The organism is Burkholderia sp. Bp8984, from assembly GCF_003853755.1.
Classification (GTDB): domain Bacteria; phylum Pseudomonadota; class Gammaproteobacteria; order Burkholderiales; family Burkholderiaceae; genus Burkholderia.
In genome coordinates this window covers 1-496 of the sequence record NZ_QTQN01000110.1, presented here as the reverse complement: position 1 = coordinate 496, position 496 = coordinate 1, and the positions used below count along the sequence as shown (strand labels likewise).

The following is a 496-nucleotide window of genomic DNA, read 5'->3' as shown; positions in this document are numbered from 1 at the left end:
CGGCCGGTCGAGCCCGACGTGTAGATCACGTACGCCAGGTTGTCCGGCATCGCATCGCTCGTCACGTCGGCCAGCGCCCCATTCGCCTGCGGCCACGCTTCCGGCCCGTACTGCTCTACCCCCATGCCCGACAGCCGCTCACGCTGCGCTTCCCCTGACAGCAACAGTCGCGCCCCGCTGTCCGTCAGCATGTAGTGCAGCCGATCGTCCGGATACTGCGGATCCAGCGGTACATACGCCCCGCCCGCCTTCCAGATCCCCAGCAGCGCCACCACCAGCTCCAGCGACCTTGCCAGGCACACCCCGACCGCCACTTCCGGCCCCACCCCGCGACGCTTCAGCTCCGACGCCAGCGCATTCGCACGTGCATTCAGTTCCCCATAGCTCAGCCGTTGCCCGCCGAACTCCAGCGCCGTCGCCTCCGGCCGCTCCGCAGCCTGACGCTCGATCCGACGATGCACGCATTCCACCTCCACCGCTCGTGCCGTATCGTTCC

The 496-nt window shown here is 68.5% G+C and carries 1 protein-coding gene; it reads right to left on the bottom strand.

Annotated elements, in window-relative coordinates; translation table 11 throughout:
* Positions 1–496, bottom strand: a 496-nt coding sequence (locus tag DID98_RS35560; protein ID WP_148093568.1) for an AMP-binding protein, incomplete at both ends; no start/stop codon positions are given.